Source organism: Rhodococcus sp. 05-2256-B1 (genome assembly GCF_002258465.1).
In the GTDB taxonomy this organism is placed as follows: Bacteria; Actinomycetota; Actinomycetes; order Mycobacteriales; family Mycobacteriaceae; genus Rhodococcoides; species Rhodococcoides fascians.
In genome coordinates, this window is record NZ_NOZA01000017.1 from 400,915 (window position 1) to 417,326 (window position 16,412).

Annotated in this window: 15 protein-coding genes; 10 read left to right on the forward strand and 5 right to left on the reverse strand. The window is 66.0% G+C overall.

Annotation, left to right across the window (positions count from 1 at the left end):
- Positions 1 to 2: 2 nt before the first annotated feature.
- Genes CH285_RS10170 through CH285_RS10180 form a run of 3 tightly spaced genes read left to right on the forward strand, consistent with a single transcriptional unit; the run spans position 3 to position 2,798 of the window.
- Positions 3 to 383, forward strand: coding sequence for a Zn-ribbon domain-containing OB-fold protein (locus tag CH285_RS10170; RefSeq protein WP_032369194.1), 381 nt, complete (start codon positions 3 to 5; stop codon positions 381 to 383).
- Positions 380 to 1,534: a thiolase family protein gene (locus CH285_RS10175; RefSeq protein WP_032369193.1), complete on the forward strand. Its 1,155-nt coding sequence runs from the start codon at positions 380 to 382 to the stop codon at positions 1,532 to 1,534. The genes CH285_RS10170 and CH285_RS10175 overlap by 4 nt, the downstream gene beginning before the upstream one ends.
- Before the next feature lie 13 nt (positions 1,535 to 1,547).
- Positions 1,548 to 2,798, forward strand: a complete 1,251-nt coding sequence (locus CH285_RS10180; protein ID WP_032369192.1) for an acyl-CoA dehydrogenase family protein — start codon at positions 1,548 to 1,550, stop codon at positions 2,796 to 2,798.
- 6 nt (positions 2,799 to 2,804) lie between these two features.
- Here the strand turns inward: CH285_RS10180 and CH285_RS10185 are convergent, their stop codons facing one another.
- From CH285_RS10185 to CH285_RS10195, 3 genes are read right to left on the reverse strand one after another with little or no spacing between them, the layout of a single operon-like run.
- Positions 2,805 to 3,875 (reverse strand): acyl-CoA dehydrogenase family protein, encoded by a 1,071-nt coding sequence (locus CH285_RS10185; RefSeq protein ID WP_032381560.1) that lies wholly within the window; start codon positions 3,873 to 3,875, stop codon positions 2,805 to 2,807.
- 11 nt (positions 3,876 to 3,886) lie between these two features.
- Positions 3,887 to 6,430 carry a putative PEP-binding protein gene (locus CH285_RS10190; RefSeq protein WP_032389126.1) on the reverse strand — a complete coding sequence of 848 codons (2,544 nt, stop codon included), beginning with the start codon at positions 6,428 to 6,430 and terminating at the stop codon, positions 3,887 to 3,889.
- Positions 6,427 to 7,053 carry a hypothetical protein gene (locus tag CH285_RS10195; RefSeq protein ID WP_032369190.1) on the reverse strand — a complete coding sequence of 209 codons (627 nt, stop codon included), beginning with the start codon at positions 7,051 to 7,053 and terminating at the stop codon, positions 6,427 to 6,429. The genes CH285_RS10190 and CH285_RS10195 overlap by 4 nt, the downstream gene beginning before the upstream one ends.
- 242 nt (positions 7,054 to 7,295) lie before the next feature.
- Between CH285_RS10195 and CH285_RS10200 the strand changes: the two genes are divergently transcribed.
- Positions 7,296 to 8,738 (forward strand): aldehyde dehydrogenase family protein, encoded by a 1,443-nt coding sequence (locus CH285_RS10200; protein WP_032369189.1) that lies wholly within the window; start codon positions 7,296 to 7,298, stop codon positions 8,736 to 8,738.
- Position 8,739: 1 nt separating this feature from the next.
- On the forward strand, positions 8,740 to 9,213 hold the full coding sequence (locus CH285_RS10205; RefSeq protein WP_032381486.1) for a nuclear transport factor 2 family protein: 474 nt from the start codon (positions 8,740 to 8,742) through the stop codon (positions 9,211 to 9,213).
- 21 nt (positions 9,214 to 9,234) lie between these two features.
- On the opposite strand, the gene CH285_RS10210 is transcribed toward CH285_RS10205, so the two are convergent.
- Positions 9,235 to 9,723 (reverse strand): VOC family protein, encoded by a 489-nt coding sequence (locus tag CH285_RS10210; RefSeq protein ID WP_094643462.1) that lies wholly within the window; start codon positions 9,721 to 9,723, stop codon positions 9,235 to 9,237.
- Between the two features lie 238 nt (positions 9,724 to 9,961).
- Between CH285_RS10210 and CH285_RS10215 the strand changes: the two genes are divergently transcribed.
- The 5 genes from CH285_RS10215 to CH285_RS10235 are packed head-to-tail and all read left to right on the forward strand — an operon-like array spanning position 9,962 to position 15,623.
- Positions 9,962 to 11,506 carry a sugar ABC transporter ATP-binding protein gene (locus CH285_RS10215; protein ID WP_094643463.1) on the forward strand — a complete coding sequence of 515 codons (1,545 nt, stop codon included), beginning with the start codon at positions 9,962 to 9,964 and terminating at the stop codon, positions 11,504 to 11,506.
- A 10-nt stretch (positions 11,507 to 11,516) separates the two neighbouring features.
- Positions 11,517 to 12,545: an ABC transporter permease gene (locus CH285_RS10220; RefSeq protein WP_052053442.1), complete on the forward strand. Its 1,029-nt coding sequence runs from the start codon at positions 11,517 to 11,519 to the stop codon at positions 12,543 to 12,545.
- A gap of 19 nt (positions 12,546 to 12,564) precedes the next feature.
- Entirely contained in the window at positions 12,565 to 13,689 is a 1,125-nt protein-coding gene (locus CH285_RS10225; protein WP_176458456.1) for a sugar ABC transporter substrate-binding protein, read from the forward strand.
- Positions 13,690 to 13,695: 6 nt separating this feature from the next.
- Positions 13,696 to 14,538, forward strand: a complete 843-nt coding sequence (locus tag CH285_RS10230) for a sugar phosphate isomerase/epimerase family protein (protein ID WP_032381490.1) — start codon at positions 13,696 to 13,698, stop codon at positions 14,536 to 14,538.
- A gap of 38 nt (positions 14,539 to 14,576) precedes the next feature.
- The gene (locus tag CH285_RS10235; RefSeq protein ID WP_094643534.1) at positions 14,577 to 15,623 is read left to right on the forward strand and encodes a zinc-dependent alcohol dehydrogenase; all 1,047 of its coding nucleotides are present in this window, start codon (positions 14,577 to 14,579) and stop codon (positions 15,621 to 15,623) included.
- On the opposite strand, the gene CH285_RS10240 is transcribed toward CH285_RS10235, so the two are convergent.
- Positions 15,620 to 16,387, reverse strand: a complete 768-nt coding sequence (locus CH285_RS10240) for an SDR family NAD(P)-dependent oxidoreductase (protein ID WP_255032517.1) — start codon at positions 16,385 to 16,387, stop codon at positions 15,620 to 15,622. The two genes, CH285_RS10235 and CH285_RS10240, sit on opposite strands and share 4 nt — an antisense overlap.
- Between the last annotated feature and the right edge of the window lie 25 nt (positions 16,388 to 16,412).

The following is a 16,412-nucleotide window of genomic DNA, read 5'->3' on the forward strand; positions in this document are numbered from 1 at the left end:
GCATGCTCGCGGTCGACGAAGCGCTCTTCGTGCAACTGGATCCACCTGTGCTGGCCGGAAGTGCGTGCGACGACTGCGAGGTCGTCGCGTTTCCGTCAGCGGCACGGTGCCCGGGGTGCGCCGGTACTGCGGTGTCGCGGCGCGCGCTTCCGACACGAGGGACGGTCTGGACCTGGACCACCCAGGCATACGCGCCGAAGCCCCCGTTCGAGGAGCCCCCGTCGGGGTTCGAACCGTTCGTCGTCGGTTACGTGGATCTCGGCGGCGTGCTGGTGGAGTCCCGCATCATCGGCGCTGTCGCGATAGGTGACGAGGTCGAATTGCGGTTGCTTTCGGTCAGCGACACCGAGGTCACGTTCGCCTTCGAGAAGGTCGAGCGATGAGCGACGACGGTATCTACATCATCGGGGCCGGCATGCACGCCTTCGGTCGGCACGACGGGGTCTCGGGCCTGGACATGGGTGAGTACGCGCTGCGCGCCGGCCTGGCCGACGCCGGACTCGAGTGGTCCGACGTCGACGCCGCCGTCGGGGGCAGCAACGTCTCTGGAAAGCCGGACTCGCTGGTCTCCCGTCTTGGCCTGACCGGAATCCCGTTCACCACTGTCAAGAACGGTTGTGCCACAGGGGGAGTGGCGCTGGCGACCGCCACCGACATGCTGACCGCACGCCGCGCGAAGGTGGTGGCGGTGGTCGGCTTCGACAAACACCCGCGCGGTGCGTTCGCGTCGGACCCGGCCGCCTACGGTCTCGACCCCTGGTACGCCCGGACCGGCATGATGGTCACCACCCAGTACTTCGCGATGAAGACTCGCCGGTATTTCCACGAGCACGGACTGGACGAGTTCGCGCTGGCAGCAGTGTCCGAGCGCGCCTTCGCCAACGGGGCGGCACATCCCATGGCGTGGCGGCGACAAGAACTCACCGCCGAGCAGGTCCGCGCGTCCGCCATGGTCAACGACCCGCTCACGCGATACATGTTCTGTTCGCCGGGTGAGGGCGGTGTGGCACTCGTTCTCGCACGCGGCGACCGAGCACACGACCTGTGCGACAGACCGGTTCGGCTTGCTGCGGTGGAGGTGCGCACCCGGCGGTCCGGATCGTTCGAGGTGTTCTCGCCGTGGCTCGCTCCCCGTCCGATACACAGCCCGAGCATCGATGCGGCGGCGGCGGCGTTCGCCGCTGCCGGCCTCGAGCCCGGCGACGTCCACGTGGCGCAGTTGCAGGACACGGACTCCGGCTCCGAGATCATTCATATGGCGGAGACAGGTCTGTGCGAGCACGGCGAGCAGGCGAAGTTGCTCGACTCCGGTGCCACACACCACGACGGCTCCATACCGATCAATACCGACGGCGGGTGCTTGGCGGGCGGCGAGCCGATAGGCGCGTCGGGGCTGCGTCAGGTACACGAGGTCGTGCGGCAATTGCAGGGCCGGGCAGAGGGCAATCAGGTGCCGGGCCGGCCGACGATCGGCTTCACCCACGTCTACGGCGCACCCGGGTTGTCGGCGTGCACCGTCCTGACTGCGGAATGACGAAAGGTCCATTGTGACGACGAGTTTCGGTGACAACTTCGAACTGACCGACTTTCAGGCGGACGTGCGCTCGTGGCTGGGCTCGATCCTTCCGCCTCGACCGGCGCCGTCACCGCAGGACCGGCCCGACCTCGCCGTCTTCCGCAACTTGTCCGACGAGGACGAAATTTCGTTGCTCGACGCCGCCCGGCAGTACCGCAGACAACGGTTCGACGCCGGCTACGGCGCGGTTACCCTGTCCGTCGAGCACGGCGGTCGCGGACTGCCCGCGTCCTACGCCTCGGCCATAGCGCAGGCAGAGCGTGAATTCGACGTACCGCCGTCCACTGAACTGATCAGCGTCACAACGGGTCTCGTCGGACCTGCGGTGGCGATGTTCGGAAGTGACGATCAGCGGCGTGCCTACGCAAACCCGTTGCTCCGCACCGACCTCCTCGCGTGCCAGTTGTTCAGCGAGCCCGGCGCCGGATCGGACTTGGCGGCACTGGGGTGTCGCGGCGTCCGCCGCGGCGACGACTGGGTGTTCGACGGGCAGAAGGTGTGGTCTTCCGGAGCGCGCTTCGCCGATCTCGGGATGCTCCTGGCCCGCACCGATCCGGATGCACCGAAACACAAGGGCATCACGGCGTTTCTGGTTCCCCTCGACCTCGCGGGCGTCGAAATTCGCCCGATTCGACAAATGAGTGGAGGATCCTCGTTCAACGAGGTGTTCCTCCACGAGGTTCGGGTGCCGGACAGCATGCGTCTCGGTGAGGTGGGTCAAGGGTGGAAGGTAGCCAATGCCACGCTGGCCTTCGAACGCACTGCCTCCGGATCGGTGACGCGCAAGAAGGGTGGCTCGGTGGCCGAATTGATCTCGCTGGCACAATCTCTCGGGGCCGCGAACGATCCGTTGGTACGGCAGAACCTCGCGGACGTGTACATCCGATCGGAACTGCGGGCGGCCACCGCAGATCGGGTTGCCCGCGCCGCTGCGGCGGGTGTTTCTCCCGGGCCGGCAGCATCGGTCGGCAAACTGATGGCGTCGGACGTTCTGGGCAAGATCGGCGAGATCGCGGCGGACCTGCTGGGTACCGAGATCACCGCTGCAGTCGACGACGACCGCTTCGCGTGGACCGAACACTTACTGGGAAGCCCGGGTTACCGGCTCGCAGGTGGTACCGATCAGATCCAGCGCAACGTCATCGGCGAGCGGGTTCTCGGGTTGCCCCCGGAGCCGCGGGAGAACCGCGACCAGCCGTGGTCCCAGCGCGACAAGCGCTGAACGCTGTCACCAGGCGAGAGAAGTGGCGAGCCGTTCCCGATGGAACGCGGCCCCGCCGAAGAGCTGAGCGTCGGCGCGGGCTCGCCGAAAATACAGATGGCAGTGGTGTTCCCACGTGAAGCCGACACCTCCGTGCAGTTGTACGGCTTCGGCGGTCACGGTCCGGTAGGCGTCCGAACACCACGCCTGCGCCACCGCGCCTGCCTCGGTGAGGTTGGTGGCCTCGACCGCGCGAACCACTGCCGATCGGCAGGACTCCACGAGAATCAGCATGTCGGCGAGCGTGTGCTTGACGGCTTGGAAGCTGCCGATGGCCCGCCCGAACTGGCGTCGTTCCTTTGCGTAAGCGGCGGTGCGATCGAGGCTCACCTGAGCGCCACCGAGTTGCTCGGCGGCCAGCACGATGCAGGCCACGTCCAGCGCTGGGCCGACGGCAGCCGAGGCGCTTCCCCCGATTGTCAGCCGCCGGGCCGGTGTACTCGACAGGGTCAGTGCGGCCTGCGCGCGCGACAGGTCGAGAGTTCGCAGCGGTATGACCGCGGGTTTCGTTGCGGCAGTGTCCACCACGAAGACGTCGGGACCGTCCGACGTGTGGGCTACGGCCACGAGCCACCGAGCTCCGGCGGCACCGAGGACAGCCGGTGCGTGGCCGGACAGAGACCACCCGGCACCAGTCTCGGTGGCGGTGAAAGTCTCGTGGCCGGGCGACCACCAGCCACGCCTGTCGAGTCCCGCGAACGCCGCCGGTCGGCCCTCGGCGATGTCCGTGATCACGTCGTCGGCACCGGCGGCGTGGACGAGCACCTGTCCGGCGAGGATCGTCGACAGTAACGGGATCGGAAGCAGTCCGGCACCGATTTCTTCGGCGGCCACGGCGAGTTCGGCCAGACCGCCGAGGCCGCCGCAGGATTCGGGCAGTCCCAAGCCGGCGACCCCGATCTGACCCGCCATGACCGACCATGCGTCGGCATCCCAACCCGGGCCCGCGGAATCGAGCGAGCGGCACAGATCGGGTCCACCGAGATCGGCCGCCGCACCACGCACAGCGGCGCGCAGGTCGTCGAGTTCGGTACTCACGCCGGCTGTGCTCACTTACCGTCGAGAGCTGCGTGCGCAGCCGCCAATCGGGCCACGGGAACACGCCTGGGGGAACACGAGACGTAATGCAGCCCGACCGAATCGAGGAACGCGATGGACTCCGGGTCGCCTCCGTGCTCACCGCAGACGCCCAACTTGACGTCGGGGCGCACGGAGCGCGCATTGTCTGCGGCCAGGGAGACCAGGGCACCGACCCCGTCACGGTCGAGTACCGCGAACGGACTGTCGGTCAGCAGTCCGTGCTCGAGGTAGTGCGCGAGCATCGTCTTCTCGACGTCGTCTCGCGAGAATCCGTACGTCAGCTGGGTCAGATCGTTGGTGCCGAACGAGAGAAATTGCGCCTCGGCGGCCAATGGTGCCGCGAGCAGCGCAGCCCGCGGAGTCTCGATCATGCTGCCGACGAGATAGGGAACCGTGACCCCGGTGTCCGCGGCGACCGTCTCGGCGGCGCGGTGCACCTGTGCGATGGCCTCGGTCAGCTCCCCTGGCAGAGATACCAGCGGGATCATGACTTCGAGTGCAGGCGTGAGTCCCTCGGCATTCACCGTGACCCATGCGCGGAACAATGCTTCCGCCTGTGCGGGGTAGAGGCGGGTCTGCACCATGGCGAAGCGCACCCCGCGTAAACCGAGCATCGGGTTCGACTCGTGTGTGGCAGCAGCTCGTTCGGCCTGGGCATCGTCTCGGTAGTGCCCGTCCGACGGCAGAAATTCGTGCAGCGGTGCATCGAGGAGCCGGACGGTGATGGGCCTGTCGCCCACGACGCGCAGCAGTTCGGTGAAGTCCGATTGCTGAGCCGCCGTCAGAGCAGCGATCGCCTCGATCTCCTCGGCTTCGCTCTCGGCGAGAACGAGCCGCTGCACCAGCGGCAGTTGATCACCCAGGAATTGATGTTCGGTGCGGCACAGCCCGATTCCCTCGGCACCGAGACGGAACGCGGTCGCGGCGTCTTCGGCGTTGTCGGCGTTGGTGCGCACACCCAGTTCACGGATCTCGTCCGCCCACCCGAGTAACACCTCGAGCTCCGGCGATGGTTCCGCGGGCCGGATCGGCACGGCACCTGCGTAGACGTCGCCGGTTCGGCCGTTGACGGACACTGTGTCACCCTCGGACAGGGTGATGCCGTCGGACGTCACGGTGGCGGCACCGAGGTCGATGCGTAGTGTCGTCGCCCCGCACACGGCCGGACGGCCTGCGCCGCGCGCGACGACAGCCGCATGCGACGCCAATCCACCGTTGGACGTGATCACCGCGGTCGCGGCGAGCAGGGCGGGGACATCTGCCGGGCTGGTCTCCGACGCGACCAGGATGACGTTCTTGCCTTCGGCGGCGAGCCGGAGGGCCCGCTCGCTCGACAGGGCGATCTCGCCGATCGCTGCGCCCGGCGACGCGGGAAGACCATGGGCGAGTAGTTGTTCCCGGCCGCTGAGCGTGAGCTGGGCGTGGAGGAGGTCCTGCATCAGATCGGGTTCGAGCATGCGGACGGCCTCGCTGCGTCCGATCGACTGACCGGTGGCGAGATCGACGGCAAGATTGGTGACCGCACGTGGGCCCGGGTGTTCCAGCGCGCCGGCGCTGAGCAGTGCGAGTTGGCGGTCGCGGACCTCGAACTCCACTTCGGCGACCGCGCGGAGATGCGGCTCGAGCGTGGCGAAGATCTGGTCGAGAATCTGCACGCCACCGGGAGTGTGGGTGAGCGGTGCGCCCGGACCGGGGTTGGGGTCGGCCCGGCGAACTCCGAGATGAAAGACGCCGTGAGGCGCGTATTTTCCGCTCTCCAGGTCGCGACTGATCGCCGACCCGTATCCGGACTCGTCCCAGGAACCGAGCCGTAGGGCGCGAACGTGGAGAGCGATTCCCAGGTCGCCCGGCAAAGAAAGGGCTTTGCGCGCCCGCTGTCCGCGTGGAGAGGCCCAGCGGGCGAGCATGGCTTTCGCGGCGAGGCCGAGCTGTTCGGCAGGATCCGTGGGAAACGCTGCACCGGTGGACTTCTCGATCAACTCGAGAAGAGCCGGTACGCGAGCGCGGCTGTCGGGGTGGTCGTCGTCGAGGTCATCGAGATCGTCGGTGTCGATCTCCAGAGCGCCCTCGGCGACGAACCGCAGGTTGGCCGCCCAGGAGTCGTAGATGTCGCGTTCGCGGCCGATCACCTCGACGAGCGCGTCGATGTTGCGGCTCGACAGACCGATGGCCGAGATGGCCGGCGGCAGAGCGGATACTGCCACCGGAGCGCTGCAGCGCAGATGCATCAACATGGGCCTGCGTTCGGTACGAACCTCGGGCCAAATTCCGCGAACTGCCAGCTTTTCGAGCAGATCGATTGCAGTGGAGGCGGTCTCGCGGTTCTCGAGTCCGGTACCGGACCCGATCGGCACGGTCAGCCCCGGCACCACCGGCAGCCCGAGCGCCACGAGATTGTCCATCTCCACACCGTGAACACCCAGTACGTCGGCACCGAGTCCACGGGCCCGGCCCTGACCGTATGGCACAGCCGCTCGTGTCGAAGCATGAATGACGTTGTCGGACACGGTCATTCTGGGCTACCGGATACAAGCTTCTCTTCGAGGGCCTCGTCCTCGGCCCGGGTCATGCCCAGCATCATGAGAACGTGCTGATGCAGCCACATCCACACGGTGTGGTAACCGTCGGTCAGAGGCGACGTAAGAGACGCGGTGTCGCCGTTGTCGAAGCGCTCGAGCGCCACGACGAGTCGCTCGCGGTAGTCCAGGAGCGGGGGACACTGCTTGGCCGACCGGCGGAGCATCTTGGCCACGTCGGTGTGAATGTCTTCGAGCTGATCGCGGATCTTCGCGTCGTACTGGGCGTCCGAATGGTCGTTTGCGGAGCCGTCGGGGCGGCACTGCCATGCGGTGCACAGTTCGCGCAGGCGACGGTTGACCGGAAGGAAGACATGGAGCAGGTCGGTGACGGCCCTGGCCTCGTCGCTGCCCTCGGGGAGGCGAACCTGCGCTCCCGCGTGGGCGATACCGGCCTGTGTCGGCATCACGACGGGACCCTTCGCGACGGCATCTCCGGCGTCGACCACTGCCTGCAGTTCGGGCGTGATCGGGCCGCGGACCATGCCCTTGACCACCAGATCGACCAACTCGCTCGTGACGACGGTCGGTGCGGACGTGTTGATCGCGAGGTCGTTCATGGTGTTCCTCGTTCTTCTCCGGTCCCTGTCGGGACGGTCATCGGCGAGTGATCTGGCACTCGCTGTCAGGGGACTGTGACGGTGCTCATAACCTACCCAATTAGTAGTGGATGTCAAGAAACAACCGCTAACTATGTACAGACTTGATTCGACGTAGTTACTTGACAACAAGTCGTCTAACATCGTTAGGGTGATTGTGATGGCCGCCACTCGGCCGTACAGCAGACGAAGTGAGGCTTCGAATGAACGACCGGCACGAGCTCTACATCGGCGGTAAATGGGTTCCGTCGTCAGGCGGTGGAACGATCGACGTGCTGGAAGCGGCAACGGGACAGCTGCTGGCCCGGGTACCGGCCGGCACCGAATCCGATGTCGACGACGCCGTCGCCGCAGCGCGTTCCGCCTTCGGCGAATGGTCCCAGTCGACGATCGCCGAACGCGTGAGAGTGCTGCGGCAGATCGCCGACGGGCTCGTCGAGCGTGAGACCGAGCTCGCCGAGATGATGGCGCGCGAAGTCGGTACGCCCATTGCGCGGTCGCGGACCGTGCAAGTCGGACTGGGCGTCACGATCTTCCGATCGATGGCCGACACCCTCGAGGGCATCTCGCTCGAGGAGCGCCGAGGTACGTCGCTGATCATCAAGGTGGGTATCGGGGTCGTCGGAGCGATCACCCCGTGGAACTACCCGCTCTATCAGCTGGCAGCCAAGGTGGCACCTGCGATCGCGGCTGGTTGCACCACCGTGGTCAAACCCAGCAGCGTCGCGCCGCTGGCGGCGTTCGTCGTCGCCGAGATCGCCCACTCGGCCGGGCTGCCGCCGGGCGTGCTGAACATCGTGACCGGTGCGGGCGGCCGGGTCGGGGAGCGATTGGCCGGCCATCCGGACGTCGACCTGGTGAGCCTCACCGGTTCGACTTCGGCCGGTGCCCGCGTCGGACAGGTAGCTGCAGCCGGAATCAAGAAAGTGACCTTGGAGCTCGGCGGCAAGTCCGCATTCATCGTCGCTCCCGACGCCGACCTGGACGCCGCGATCACCGCAGCAGTTCGGGGCTGCTACGTCAACAACGGTCAGACATGTACTGCCACCACACGATTGCTGGTTCCCGCCGAGCGCATCGACGAGGTGGAGAAGAAGCTGGTGGAACTCGTGGGGTCGCAGACGGTCGGCGACCCTCTCGACGAGTCGGTGGACATCGGACCGATGGCGTCGCAGGAACAGCAGCAGTCCGTGCTGAAACATCTGGCAGAGGTGCCGCAGGGCGCGGTCTTCCTGGTCGGTGGACCCGGCGACGTCCAGGGACTCGACGCGGATCTGCGATCGGGATTCTTCGTGCGCCCGACTGTGGTCTCCCGCGTGGACAACACGTCCGCGATCGCGCGCGAAGAGGTGTTCGGTCCCGTCCTCACCGTGATCACCTACGACGGCATCGACGACGCGGTCGAGATCGCGAACGACTCCGACTACGGACTCTCGGGAGCGGTGTTCGCCGGCGACGACGACGCCGCGATCGCCATCGCTCGCCGGTTGCGCACGGGCCAGGTCTCCGTCAACGGTGGCCGGTTCAACGCGGCCGCACCGTTCGGTGGCTTCAAGAAATCGGGAATCGGCCGTGAGCTCGGGCCGGACGGCCTCGACGAGTACTTCGAGACGGTTTCGCTGCAGCTGCCCGCGAAAGCGACGTGACATGAGTGCCGACGATCATCGGGAGATCACGAAGCTCATGGCCCGCTTCGCGCGCGGAATCGATCTGCGGGACTGGGCTATGTACCGGTCGGTGTTCACCGACGACATCGAGATCGACTACACGAGCTACCGCGCGGGCAACGGTGGTCCGTTCACGGCGGACGACTGGGTGCAGCGAGGGCGGATGCTCTTTCCGGGACTCGCAGCGTCGCAGCACTTTCTGTCCAATCTCGACATCACCGTCGACGGCGACAGCGGAACGGTCATCTCGTACGTGCGCGCGGAGCACGTGCTCCCCAACACGGGCGGGGACGCGATGTTCACCATCGGCGGCTACTACACCGATTCGCTTCGGCGGGTCGACGGTGAGTGGAAGATCTGCAAGAAGCAACTGACGGTGCTGTGGAACTCGGGTAACCCGCAGATTCTGGCCATGGCCCGAGAACGTGCGGCCGCCTTGCTCGCAGACGTCTGACCGGTTCGGCACCGACCGCCGTCACAGGTCACGAACCGGGTTGGTGCCGTCCCAGTTCGTGGCTGCGTCGGCGACGCGACGGTACAACGCCAGAATGCTCGGCCGCGGTTCGTAGATCTCGACGAGATGTCCCAGTTCGCCGCGGGCATCGTGGAACGCAAAGCTGTTTCCGTTCGGCGTGGTCGAAGAAAACAGTGCGGGCCAGCCGCTTTCGGTGAAGATGCGTTGCTGCTCGGCGAACGAGTTCACCATGATCGCAACATGGTGAACGCAGTGTCGTGCCGTCGTGGTCTCCGCGAACTCCGGTGGAGTTGCCGCATGGGTCTGCACCAATTCGATCTGGGTGCGCCCCCACTGGCCGTAGGCCGAGGTGTGATCGAACGCTCCGGGATTATGCCGGACGAAGAACGGCCCTGCTCCGGTGCGGGACGAGAAGTCCGCGGCCGCCTCCCGTGCGTCATCGACCATGTAGGCGATCTGTACGACGCCGCCCAGCGGATACTCGCTCATGGGCTTCTCCTTGGGGGACCTTGTCCAACTTGGCATCGACTATAAATACTCCGACGGTGCGAAAGGCCGGTTTCCGCGCCAGCGCCCGTCGAGTGCGCGCCCTATCGGTCCTATTTTGGCACGTCAGTGCACAAAACGAACTTTCTCGGAATGCTGGACTTATTCATGTACATAGTTGAGTATGACCTAGGTAACAACAGCAGCATTCAAGTTACTCACCTCACGTAGGTAGGATTCCATGACAGATGCGCTGAGCATCAACGGTCTCTCCAAGACTTTCGGCGGCCATCGGGCACTCGACGACGTCGAACTTCTCCTCGCACCCGGCGAGATCCGGGGCCTGGTCGGGCAGAACGGGTGCGGCAAGTCCACTCTCATCAAAGTGCTTGCCGGATATCACGATCCCGACGACGGTGCATCGATCGCGGTCGGCGGTGACCAGCTGCATGTCGGAACTCCTGGTAGCGGCGAGGCTGCCGGTCTTCGCTTCGTTCACCAGGAACTCGGACTGGTCGAGAGCCTCGACGTGGTCGACAACCTCGCGCTCGGGCACGGATACAAGACCACCGCCATCGGCACCATCGACTTCAGGGCAGAACGCGCTGGGGCCAAGGCTGCTCTCGCCGAGCTCGGTGTCGACCTCGCCCTCGACAAGCTCGCCGGGGCGTTGACCATGAGTGAACGCACCATGCTGGCCATCGCCCGTGCGGTCCAGGACCGATCCGGCGAGGCCCGTGTGCTGGTACTCGACGAACCCACCGCGAATCTCCCTGCCGCAGAGGCGGTCCGGTTGTTCGATCTGGTCCGCCGAATTCGCGACCGCGGGGTAGCCGTGCTGTTCGTCTCGCATCACCTGAACGAGATCTTTTCCCTGTGCGACAGCGTGACGGTCATGCGAGACGGCAAGATCGTGACCACGAGGGCCCTCGACGGTCTCGACGAATCAGGTCTCGTCGAACTGATGATCGGCCGCCGCGTCGAGGAGTTCCTCGCCGAGCCGGAGGAGACCACCGACTCCCTCGGTGACCCCGTTCTGCAGATCGTCGACTTGTCCTGTGGCGCAATGGAAGAATTCAGTTTCTCGATTCGTTCCGGTGAAGTACTCGGCATCGCCGGCATCACCGGCTCCGGTCGAGAGCAGATAGTGCCCGCGCTCTTCGGTGCGGAGACCCGCGGCGGCACGATTACCGTGGACGGGAAGACCGTCGAACAAGGTCGCCCGGACCTGGCGATGTCGGCGGGTATCGGCTGTGTGCCGGCCGAACGCCTGTCCAACGCAGCGTTCGCAACAGCGTCGTTGCGAGAGAACGTGTCGGTTGCCGATCCGTGGGGTTTCGCCAAGGGCGGTCTGGTGCGCGTCAAGCGTGAGAAATCCGATGTGGCGCACTGGCTCGAACGTCTCGGAGTGCGGCCCACGGGTGATACCGAACGACATCTGAGCACCCTCAGCGGCGGCAACCAACAGAAGGTCGTGCTCGCGCGGTGGCTGCGTCGCAATCCCCGAGTGCTTCTCCTCGACGAGCCCACACAGGGCGTCGACATCGGCGCGAAGGCCGACATTCACGCTCTCGTGGACGCCGCCGCTCAGGCCGGCGCAGCGGTACTGGTGGTGTCCACGGACCACGGCGAGCTCACCCGACTCTGCGACCGGGTGATCGTGCTGTCCGTCGGCCGTGTTGTCGACGAATTCTCGCGGCCCCGGATCGACCCCGATCGGCTGACCGCCTCCACGTTGAAGAAACCTGCTCCCGCCGCGTCCCTCGCCGGCACTCGGACTCGGTGAAAGGATCACCATGACAACACAATCCCACGAAGAAGCGGCGGCCGCGCCCGCGAGCCCACCATCGGGCGGAAGCGACGGCGCGGGTGCCCGAACCAAGGGGCGCACGTTCTCACTCGGACTCGATCGCTTCAGCGGTCTGTACGTGTGGGTCGCCATCATCGTGCTGTTCGCGATCTGGATTCCCGACACCTTCATGACCCAGGGCAACTTTCGCATCGTCGCCGGTGATCAAGCGATCACCGCCATCTTGGCCATCGGCCTCATCGTGCCGTTGGCCGCGGGTGTGTTCGACCTGTCCATCGCCGGCGTCATGGGGTTCTCGGTCGCTATGGTGTCCTACCAACTCTCTCAGGGCATCAGTACGCCTGTCGCCATCGTCACCACCCTGCTGTGCGGCGCGCTGATCGGTGCCGTCAACGGCTTCGTCGTGGTCAAACTGCACGTCGACTCGTTCATCGCGACCCTCGGTATGTCGAGCATCCTGCTGGCCGGAACGTACTGGGTGACCGACGGAAAGCAGATCACCGAGGGCTTCACCGACGGCTTCCTCGACATGGGCAGCAAGCCCTTCCTCGGCCTGCCGCTGCCGTTCTTCTACATGATCGCCGTCGCTGCGGTGATGTACGTCCTGCTCGAGAAGACACCGTTGGGCCGCTACCTGTACGCCACCGGCGGCAATCGTCAGGCAGCACGACTCGCCGGATTGCGTGTCGAACGAATCATGTTCGGTGCCTTGATGACTTCGGCAACGATCGCTGCGCTCACCGGGGTGGTGCTGGCTGCCAAGCTGGGCACCGCCGCGCCCGATATCGGGCCGTCGTACCTGCTTCCCGCCTTCTCCGCCGTGTTCCTCGGCTCCACCCAGATCCGCGCCGGCCGCGTCAACGTACTCGGCACGCTGATCGCCATCTACCTTCTCGCCACCGGCGTGAAGGGCCTGCAACTGGCCGGCGCACCCAGCTTCGTCAACGACCTCTTCAACGGACTCGCCCTCATCGTCGCCGTCGCGCTCGCCGCGCGGACCGCTCGCCGCAATTAGTTCTTCGAAAGGAACTCACGTGAAAACCACTACTTGGACGAAGGCGTTGGCCGGCATTGCCGCCGCGAGCCTGGTCCTGACCGGCTGCAGCAGCTCGGAGGACACGACCACCGGCGAGGCGGCAGACGTCGCCGGTGCGCAGGCGGTCGCCGACCAGTACGAGGCCGCACCTACCGATCTCGTGCTGACCACACCGTTGAGCAAGGCACCGGAGGAGGGCAAGTACGTCATCAGTATCGAGACGCCCCAGCCCATCTCCAGCGCCAAGAACGACGCCATTCAAGAGGCCGCCGACGTACTCGGGTGGCGATACCAGCGTGTTCTGATGGGTACCGACGCCGAAGCGGCACCGAAGGCCATGGATCAGGCCATTGCCCTGAAGCCGGACGCCATCCACATCTCCGGCACACCGTTGACGATGCTGTCGAAGCAGATCGCCTCGGCCGAGGCCGCCGGCATTCCGGTGGTTGCGGACAGCATTGCGGGAGAGCCGGTTCCGGGTGTCATCTCCACCGCTCTCGACGGCGATGCGCAGGTGCAGGAGTGGGGCAGGATGGTGGCCAGTCAGGTGGTAGCGGACAGCAACGGTGAGGCCAATGTCGCGATCTTCTCGATCACCGACTACTCGATCCTCAACGTCTTCACCGATGCCTTCACCGCGCAGCTGGAAAGTCAGTGCCCGGACTGCAAGGTTCAGCTCGTCAACCAGCAGGTCACCGATCTCGGAACCAAGACCCCGCAGAGCGTCGTCAGCACGCTCCAGCGTGACCCGACCATCAACTACGCGGTCTTCTCCTTCGGGGACCTCGTCCTCGGTGTCGATGCGGCACTGCGCGGAGCGAGCCTGCAGGATCAGGTCACGTTCGCCGGTCAGACGCCGACGCCGGACAACCTGCAGTCGCTGAAGGACGGCGACAACAGTGTGTGGGTAGGTTTCCCGGTCCAGATTCTCGGCTGGCGTGTGCTCGACACGTTGGCCCGCCAGTTCAACGGTGACGATGTCGCCGAAGCGGACGCGGCGTTCATGCCGACTCAGTTGCTGAACAAAGACAACATCGAGGCGGCGGTGCTCGACGAGGAGACCGGTTACTACGTGGGTGTCGCCGACTACCAGGATCAGTTCAAGACGCTCTGGAAGAAGTAGATTCGCATGATCCACGCGGCAGCCGAGCGCATCGTGTCGTTGTCGTCCCTGTCCGCGATCGAGGTACCGCCTCCACAGTTCGTCGAATTCGCCGCCGCGGGCGGGTTCGACGCGGTGGGTGTCCGAGCGGCGCAGACCGGGCGGGACAGGGGATTTCAGCTCCCTGCCGGGTCCGCGCTGCTCCGAGATACCAAGTCCGCTCTGGCGGACAACGGGATGCGCGTGCTCGACGTCGAAGTGGTGAAACTGCATCCCGGGAGCTCACGCGGTGATTGGTCGGCGGTGCTCGATGCCGGCGCGGAACTCGGCGCTGACCATCTTCTCGTCACAGTGCTCGACGACGATCGGGTTCGCGCCGAGAGCAACTTCGCGGAACTCGCAGAACTGTCCGGCGACTACGGACTTCGCACCTGCCTGGAACCGATGATCTTCTCGTCGGTGCGGGACGTGACGGCGGCCGCAGCATTCGTCGAGGGTGTGGCCGGCCGGGCGGGCGTGCTCGTCGATGCGTTGCACTGGGCGCGTGCGGGTTCCGAGGTCGCCGACATCAGCGCCGTCGCGGAGGATCTGCTGCCGTACTGCCAGCTGTGCGACGCGGTGTCGGCAGCCCCGTCGACGGATCCGAACGCGGCCATCACCGAGGCCCGAACCCACCGTCTGGCACCGGGCACGGGTGCCCTTCCGCTCGTCGAATTTCTGCGCGCACTCCCGGCGTCGGCTGCCGTGAGCGTGGAAGCACCCTCGGCCCGGAGCGTCACCGATCCGGGCGGGTGGATCGTCGAACTCGGCCGGGCGACGCGGACGGTGCTCGACAGGCTTGCGGACACGAATGAGAAACTGTACTCATGAGCAAAAAAGTTGATGCCGACCGGAAAGCGAACGCTGACATGACATCTGCAGTCGAGAACAAGTTCGTCCACGTCGTCGCACCCAAGGAAGCGGAGACCGTGGTCGAGGATACGGTGACACCGGCCCCGGACGGGGTGGTCGTCGACATTCGGTACTGCGGCATCTGCGCGACCGACACGCACGGATACGCGTCGGCAGCGTTGCCGCCTGCGGTGTTCGGACATGAATGGACGGGGACGATCAGCGCGGTCGGTGCCGAGGTGACGACGGTGCGTGTCGGGCAGCGTGTAATTGCGGGCGTCGGGCCGGCGTGCGGGGTGTGCGCTCAGTGTCGCGCCGGGCACGCGGCCAACTGCGATCTCGCGTTTGCGGAGGCCAACGGAATCACCGACGATGCACCGGCCCACGGTGGCTTTGCCACCAGGTTGAAAGTGTCCGCACGGCGAGCGATTCCGGTGCTGGACGCGCTGACCGACGAAGAGGCCGCGTTGATGGAGCCGGCTACCGTGACGTTCCATGCCGTCAAGCGCGCGGCCATCACGCTCGGGTCGATCGTCGTGGTCCAGGGCGCAGGACCGATCGGCTTGTTGACCGCGCAGCACGCGCGCACCGCCGGCGCCGGTCGAGTGCTGGTGAGCGAACCGTCGCCCGCGCGTCGTTCGGCGGCAACCGATCTGGGCTTCACCGACGTGGTGGAGCCCGGGGACCTCGCTACTCTGATCGATGACGTCACCGACGGTCTCGGTGCAGACGTGTTGTTCGAATGCACCGGCGTGGCCGCGCTGTTCCAGCCCTCGGCGGAGTTGGTAAGGCGAGGTGGAACGCTGGCGCTGCTCGGCTATCCGGGAACCGACTCGTCGGTGAGCTACGGGGATTGGCAGTCCCGAGAACTGACCGTCATCGGTTCGCTGGCGTACTCGCACGAAGACTTCAAGGGCACGATGACGCTGATTGCCGAGGGCCGAATCGACGTGAAGTCGTTGCACACCGGGACGATCGGTTTGGGTGAGCTGGTGGACATGTTCGACGAGCTCGACAGCGGTACCAGCACCCACGCCAAGGTGCTGGTCGACCCGAAACTCTAGAGGCCTGCGGGGACCGGGACGGTTTGGCCGCTGCCGCAGGTTGCGCCGCCGTCGACAGGGATCGCCGCCCCGGTGACGAACGATGCGAGCGGAGAGGCGAGGAAGGCGATGACCTCGCCCACCTCGCGGGCGGTGCCCCAACGGTGCAGGGGCACCATGCTTTTGAGCGACTCGTAGCGGTCTGGCGTGTTCTCTTCGATGCGCTTGGTCATTCCGGTAGTGATCGGACCGGGGCAGACTGCGTTGACACGAATGCCGTCGTTGGCAAGGTCGAGGGCGAACGACCGCGCCATGTTGACCGCGCCCGCTTTCGCGGCGGCATACGGCCACCGGTTTGGTTCACCGCCCAGCGCGGTCGCCGACGCGGTGATGACGACCGCGCCGCCTCCGGAGCGGCGGAACGCCGGAATCGCCTCGCGCACACCCAGTGCGATAGCGCGTAGGTTCACGTCGATCGACCGGTCGAAGACATCCATGTCGAGTGTCTCGATCGAGCCCGACGCCGCAACTCCGGCGTTCAGTACCAGGGCATCGAGTCGGCCAAAGCACAATTCGGCCTGCTCGACCGCGGCCCGGTTGTCTTCGGATCGGGTGACGTCACCGACGAAGGCCACCGCATGGTCGTTGCCCGCCAACCAGTCCAGCGACTCCGGGGTCGTGTCGAAGGCAACCACCGACCCGCCACGTTCGAGGATGATTTCGACTGCGGCACGGCCGATTCCGGATGCTGCGCCGGTCACGACCGCCACCAGACCGGCGGTCACAACGATTGCTCCAGCCGCACCGGAC

Coding starts and splice junctions, on each gene's coding strand:
- CH285_RS10170 (WP_032369194.1), top strand. CDS start 3: ATGCTCGCGGTCGACGAAGCGCTCTTCGTGCAACTGGATCCACCTGTG.
- CH285_RS10175 (WP_032369193.1), top strand. CDS start 380: ATGAGCGACGACGGTATCTACATCATCGGGGCCGGCATGCACGCCTTC.
- CH285_RS10200 (WP_032369189.1), top strand. CDS start 7,296: ATGAACGACCGGCACGAGCTCTACATCGGCGGTAAATGGGTTCCGTCG.
- CH285_RS10215 (WP_094643463.1), top strand. CDS start 9,962: ATGACAGATGCGCTGAGCATCAACGGTCTCTCCAAGACTTTCGGCGGC.
- CH285_RS10190 (WP_032389126.1), bottom strand. CDS start 6,430: ATGACCGTGTCCGACAACGTCATTCATGCTTCGACACGAGCGGCTGTG.
- CH285_RS10220 (WP_052053442.1), top strand. CDS start 11,517: ATGACAACACAATCCCACGAAGAAGCGGCGGCCGCGCCCGCGAGCCCA.
- CH285_RS10210 (WP_094643462.1), bottom strand. CDS start 9,723: ATGAGCGAGTATCCGCTGGGCGGCGTCGTACAGATCGCCTACATGGTC.
- CH285_RS10235 (WP_094643534.1), top strand. CDS start 14,577: ATGACATCTGCAGTCGAGAACAAGTTCGTCCACGTCGTCGCACCCAAG.
- CH285_RS10230 (WP_032381490.1), top strand. CDS start 13,696: ATGATCCACGCGGCAGCCGAGCGCATCGTGTCGTTGTCGTCCCTGTCC.
- CH285_RS10205 (WP_032381486.1), top strand. CDS start 8,740: ATGAGTGCCGACGATCATCGGGAGATCACGAAGCTCATGGCCCGCTTC.
- CH285_RS10195 (WP_032369190.1), bottom strand. CDS start 7,053: ATGAACGACCTCGCGATCAACACGTCCGCACCGACCGTCGTCACGAGC.